Here is a 6000-nt window from a genome sequence, read left to right as displayed (position 1 = left end):
AGGCCAACCCGGTCCACGCCACCCTGGTCGAACTGCCCGACGCGGCGCATCTCGCCCCGGTCGAACGGCCCGGCGCCGTGCTCGCCGCCCTCCGCGGCCACCTCGGCCCTCCCGGGGTCCGCCGCGGCATGACGACGCGGCGCGCCGTTCTCGGCGACGCCCACGTCGATCGCGCCCAGGCCGACACGACCCCGTTCACGGCGCGCTTCCAGGACCTCGTCACCGGCTACGCCTGGGGAGAGATCTGGACCGACCCCACCCTCAGCCGCCGCGAACGCAGCATGATCACCCTGACGGCGCTGGTGGCGCGCGGCCACTGGGACGAGCTGGCGCTCCACGTCCGCGCCGCCCGCCGTAACGGGCTGACCGCCGAGGAGATCGCGGCCCTCCTCCTCCAGACCGCCGTCTACTGCGGCGTGCCGGCGGCGAACAGGGCCTTCGCCACCGCGCGGCGGGCCCTGGCGGAGGACGACGGGTGAGCCCGGCGGGTCGGGCGGGGTCCACCCTGCCCGCGCGCACGGTCGGAGGCGGACGGCCGGCCGGCGGTCGCGCCCGCGCTCACGCGCCGGGCGCGGGCGGCGGGGCCGTGCTGTCGCGGACGACGAGCTCGGTGGCGAGCTCCACCCGCTTGTGGGCCAGCGGCCTTCCCTGGGCGACGTCGATGGCCATGGTCGCGGCGGTGGCCGCCATCTCGGCGAGCGGCTGGCGGACCGTCGTCAGCGCCGGGGTGAGCCAGCTGGAGGGGAAGAGGTCGTCGAAGCCCACGACGCTGAGGTCGTCCGGGATGCGCAGGCCGGCCTCGGCGGCTGCCCGGAGGACGCCGAAGGCGGTGCCGTCGTTGCAGGTGACGATGGCGGTGGGCCGGTCGGGCAGCCGCAGCAGCTCGCGGCTGTGGGCGAGGCCGGTCTCGGCGTAGAAGTCGCCGGTGCGGATGAGCTCGTCGTCGACGGGGTGCCCGCTCAGCTCCAGCGCGGCACGGTAGCCGTCGAGGCGGGCGCGGCTGGCGAGGGAGTGGGACGGGCCGGTGATGGTGGCGATGCGCCGGTGCCCGAGGTCGATCAGGTGGCGGGTGGCGGACATGCCGCCGCTCCAGTTGCTGGCGCTGACCACCGGGCAGTCCTGGGTGGCGTCGTGGATGGGGTCGAGCAGCACCAGGGGGATGTCGCGGGTGTGCAGCTGGCTGACCTGCGCGTCGGTGAGCGCGGCGAACACGGCGATGACGCCGGTGGGGCGTCGCGCCAGCACACTCTCGACCCAGCCGGAGCGTCCCGTGTGGCGTCCCGGCTCGGCGACGGACACCGCGAGGGTCTGTTCCCGGGCGACCTCCTGGACGCCCTTGATGATCTCGGCCGGATAGGGGCCGGCGAGCTCGTGGAAGACGAGCTCCAGCGTCGGCGCCGGTCCGGCGGCCTTCTTCTGACGCCGGTATCCGTGACGTCGGATGAGCGCCTCCACGACCTCGCGGGTCTCGGCGGCGACCTCCGCCCGACCGTTGACCACCTTGGAGACCGTGGCGACCGAGACGCCGGCGCGTTCGGCGAGCTGCGCGATGGTCAGGGGCTGGGGGGTCGCGCCGTCAGCGGACGCGTTGGTGTCGGCTGAGGTCACGTGATCAGTCTACGCACCACCGTTCCGATCGTTTCGGTGGGCGGGACCGGCGCTGGCGTGCGGGAACGGCCCGGCGCCGCCGCCGGAGGCCGAACGGTCCTCCTCGGCGGCCGGTGGCGGCGCGGTCCGTCATCGAGGCGTTCAGCCGGCGAGCAGGTCGAAGGACTGCTCCGGGCCGATCGCCGTGCCGTTCGCGATCAGCGGCTCGGCTCCGCCGTTGGCCGCGGACACGTACCGGTTGTTGACCTGTGCCCGCAGGCTGACGCTGCCGTCCGCGTTGGTCACGCGTGCGAAGGTCTCCCACGCCCCGACGGACGCGCGGTTGGCGATGAGCTGGCCCGCTCCCGCGTTCTCCGCGCACACGTACTGGCCGTTGGCATGGGCGCGCAGGGCGACCGCGCCGCCGCCGAGATCGACCAGGTCGAAGCGCTCCCACAGTCCGACGGACGCGCGGTTGGCGATGAGCTGGCCCGCCCCGGCGTTCTCCGCGCACACGTACTGGCCGTTGGCGCGGGCGCGGAGGCTGACCACGGAGCTGGGGAGGGTGGCGAGCGCGGCTTCCCAGCGGGTGGTGGTGGTTCCGGAGGTGGCGTCGGTCTGGAGGCGGTCGCGGGCGGCGGTGTCGGCGTACAGGCTCCAGCGCATCCAGTCGACGTAGGTGGCGACGGTCTGGGTGTGGTTGTAGCCGCTCCAGATGTACTCGTCGTGGGCGGCGCCGACGTGGGTGAGGAACGCCTTGGGCGCGGGGAGTTCGGCGTAGGCCTGGCGGGCGGAGGAGTACTGGGTGAGGGTGTCGCGGTCGCCGTGGACGAACAGGACGTTGGCGGTGACCGAGGAGGCGGGGTTGCCCATGTCGACGCAGGCGAAGGGGACGGCGGCGGCGATGCGTTCGTCGGGCCAGGCGGTGAGCAGGCCGTGGGTGGTCATGCCGCCCAGGGAGTGGCCGGCGACGCCGACGCCGGCGGCGGTGTCCAGGCGTCCGGCGAACGGGTCGCCGGAGGTGGTGTTCAGGGCGAGGGTGCGGGTGATGACCTCGGAGACGTCCATCGACTGGTTGCCGTTGTAGACGTCCTGGACGTTGCCCGGGGTGCCGGAGGAGGTGGTGGGGAAGACGGGGGCGGGGACGACGAAGCCGGCCTCGGCCAGGGGGCGGACCAGCGGCGCGTAGCTCTCGGGGTTGCCGCCCAGGCCGTGGCTGAACTCGACGACGGGGAAGACGCCGTCGGCGAGGGGGGCGTTGGTGACCGGGTTGCCGCCGGGGGTGCCGGTGGCCGGGTAGAAGATCCGCGTGACCAGCCGGCGGCTGCCACGACTCCAACCGTACTCACGCACCCCGATGGCGAACCGCTGGGTCGGTGCGTCCAGGGGCGCCGGGATGGTGGCGGCGGACGCGGGGCCCGCGCCGCCGAGCAGGGACGCCGCCGCGCCCGCGGTTCCGGCCGCGCCCACGGTGAGCATGGAGCGCAGAAGGGTTCGCCGTGTCATCGGCATGGGAGTCTCCTCGGTCATGGGTGGCGTGGTGGGGTGGGGTGGGACGGGTGGCCGGGTGGCGTGCCGGCGTGCCCACCCGGGCGCCCCCCGCGGCGAGTGCGGGGGGCGCCCGGCGGGTTCAGCAGCTGGAGTTGGTCTGCGTGAGCAGGCCCAGGCGGTAGGGCAGCTGGGAGTACTCGACGTTGACGTTCGGGTCGCGGCCCTGGTAGAGGAACTGGAGGTTGCAGGGGTCGATGACCATGGTCTGGTCGTTGTTGCTGCGCAGCAGCTCGCCGTGGCTGATGTCGTTGGTCCAGTCCCCGTTGGGGTAGCTGGTGTTGGCGGCGCCGGCGAACGGGCTGGACTCCATGCCGGTCAGGGGCCGCCACTGGCCGTTGATGCTGTTGGAGGTCCAGGAGCGGTAGTAGCGCCCGCCCGAGCCGATGGCCTCCACGAGCATCAGGTAGGTGTCGGAGTCGCCGACCCGGTAGACGATGGAGCCCTCGAACAGGTTGTTCCGGTTGCTGTCCTGCAGCGCGATCTGCGTGTTGCGGAAGCCGTTCGGGAACTCTCCGACGGTGGTCTCGGCGCGGTAGATGTGGCCGTTGTCGTCCGCGGAGAACAGGTAGCACATCGAGTCGTCGCAGATGACGTGGAAGTCCAGCCAGTGACCGTTGCCGATGTTCTGCTGCACGATCGACGGGACGCTGTTCTGGAAGTTGCGGGGGGCGGACCAACTGTTGGGATCGTTGATGTTGGTCGTGGTGGAGTACGAGGGCAGGCCGGTCTGGTAGACGAGGTACCACAGGCCCTGGGGCTCGAAGTAGAACACGTGCGGCGCGGCGCGGTAGCCCTGCCCGACGCCGGAGGAGGTCTCCAGGTTGGTCTGCGGGGCGGAGCCGGCCTGGGACCAGTTGTCGAAGCTGGTCTGTGACAGGCTCCAGTCACCCGAGGTGCTGGCATGCGTCATCAGCACGTGCCAGCGCCCGTCGTTGCCCTGGACCACCGACGGGTCCTTGACGGAGACAGCGCCGTTGATGCGAGGACCGATCAACGCGGCGCTGGAGGACCACCGGTACGACGAGGGCAGCCCTGAGTCCGGCGGGGTGCCGTTGTCCACGGCCACGAGCTGCCACTGCTGGTTGGCGCCGCCCCAGTCGGCGTACTGGACGATGTTGGCGCCGTCGTTGGTCGCAGCGCCCTGCACCTCCAGCGCCTTGCCGCTGTTGCGGTTGATCAGGCGGACGTGGCCGCCGTCGGAGTCGGCGAGCCGGAACTGCTGGTTGGTGGTGTTGTTGTCGGTCCACTGCACGATGCTGGCGCCGTCGGCGGTCGAGAAGTTGTGGACGTCGAGCACCTTGCCCGAGTGCCTGGATCTCAGCCGGTAGTAGCCGTTTCCGGAGTCGACGAACTGCCACTGCTGCTGCGCCTGGTCGTTGCGCGACCACTGCGTGATCCGCGCCCCGTCGTTCGTCGCCAGGTTGTACACGTCCAACGCCTTGCCGCTGTTCCGGTTCACCAGCACGTACCAGGCGCTGGTGTCGATACCGGTGGGCGGGTTGGAGTCGTCCTCGTTGAGCGCGTTCAGCACCGCGGTGTAGGCGGGCTTCTTGTTCCCCGCGCTGTCGAACAGCAGCGGGTTCTGGCCGGTCCGCCACGAGTCGCTGTCGCGGATGCCCCAGACCGTGATGCCCGTGCAGGCCTCGACGGCCATGCAGGCCCGGGTGACGGTGGCGTAGACGTTGGCCTGGTTGGAGCCTGAGATGTCGAGCTCGGTGATCTGCACCTCGACGCCGAGGTCGGCGAAGCGCTGGAGGTTGGCCTGGTAGTCCCCGGGGACGCTGTTGGTCAGGTGGGACTGGAATCCGACGCAGTCGATCGGCACGCCGCGGGCGATGAAGTCGCGGACCATGTTGTAGATCGCGGTGCTCTTGGCGTTGATCCCGTCGGTGTTGTAGTCGTTGTAGCAGAGCCTGGCGTTCGGGTCGGCCGCGCGCGCCGCGCGGAACGCGGCCTCGATCCAGTCGTTCCCGGTGCGCTGGAGGTTGGAGTCGCGGCGTGCCCCGCTCGAACCGTCGGCGAAGGCCTCGTTGACCACGTCCCAGGAGTGGATCTGGCCCCGGTAGTGGCTGGCGACCTGGGTGACGTGGTTCATCATCGCCGACCGCAGCGAACTGCCCTCCATGCCCTGCGCCCAGCCCGGCTGCTGCGAGTGCCACAGGAGCGCGTGTCCGCGCACGTCCATGCCGCGCTGGAGGGCGTGGTTGAGGATCCGGTCGCCGGCGGTGAAGTTGAACGAGCCGCGGGAGGGTTCGGTGGCGTCCCACTTCATCTCGTTCTCGGCGGTGACGCTGTTGAACTCACGGTTGAGGATCGTGGTGTAGACGCTGTCGTTGAGCTTGCCGGCGGCGACGGCGGTGCCGAAGTAGCGGCCACTCTCGGCCGCGGCGGTGCCGAGCGTGGTGCCGGCCTGGGCGGAGCCCGAGAACGCCACGGACATGCCGGAGGCGAGGAGCACGAGGGCGAGGAGCGTCACCAGCGCTCTCAGCCGTCCTAACGGGGCGGGCAGGAGGCCCACCCGGGTCGGGTGATGCATCGGTCGTCCCTTCTGACGAAACGGTGGACAGCCCTTTCGGGCGCTTCGGCCGTCGCGCGGGAGACGGACGTACGGACGCGGGCGTCCCGAACGTCCGGTGACGGACGTGGAGATCGACACCCTCCCCGACCGGGACGGCGGTCTCCGGGGCGCGGCGCGGAGGGCCCCTGGCGACGGTGGGGCCGAGGATGTCGGTGTGCTGTGGTGCGGCTCGACGGGAGGGCTCGTGCGCACGACGGCCACCGTTGACGGGAACGGGGTCGGCGCGGGGTGGCACCGAAGCGGGCGAACCCGGACGGGGTGGTGACGTGCGGTCAGGCGGTGGG

General features: G+C 71.7%; 4 protein-coding genes. 1 reads left to right on the top strand and 3 read right to left on the bottom strand.

The annotated features are described in order from the left end of the window. A partial coding sequence (gene pcaC, locus ACTWP5_RS29070) for a 4-carboxymuconolactone decarboxylase (RefSeq protein ID WP_443224136.1) occupies positions 1-479 on the top strand: 479 nt, incomplete at its 5' end. 79 nt (positions 480-558) lie between these two features. Here the strand turns inward: pcaC and ACTWP5_RS29065 are convergent. The 3 genes from ACTWP5_RS29065 to ACTWP5_RS29055 form a co-directional block, all read right to left on the bottom strand. Continuing rightward, positions 559-1608, bottom strand: a complete 1050-nt coding sequence (locus ACTWP5_RS29065; protein WP_443224135.1) for a LacI family DNA-binding transcriptional regulator — start codon at positions 1606-1608, stop codon at positions 559-561. A gap of 141 nt (positions 1609-1749) precedes the next feature. Continuing rightward, entirely contained in the window at positions 1750-3093 is a 1344-nt protein-coding gene (locus tag ACTWP5_RS29060) for a poly(ethylene terephthalate) hydrolase family protein (RefSeq protein ID WP_443224134.1), read from the bottom strand. Positions 3094-3217: 124 nt separating this feature from the next. Further along, entirely contained in the window at positions 3218-5674 is a 2457-nt protein-coding gene (locus ACTWP5_RS29055) for a non-reducing end alpha-L-arabinofuranosidase family hydrolase (RefSeq protein ID WP_443224133.1), read from the bottom strand. Positions 5675-6000 lie beyond the last annotated feature (326 nt).

Source organism: Streptomyces sp. 4N509B (assembly GCF_052245655.1).
Taxonomy (GTDB): Bacteria; Actinomycetota; Actinomycetes; order Streptomycetales; family Streptomycetaceae; genus Streptomyces.
The sequence above is the reverse complement of the archived record's forward strand: the minus strand, read 5'-3'. Positions and strand labels throughout refer to the sequence as shown.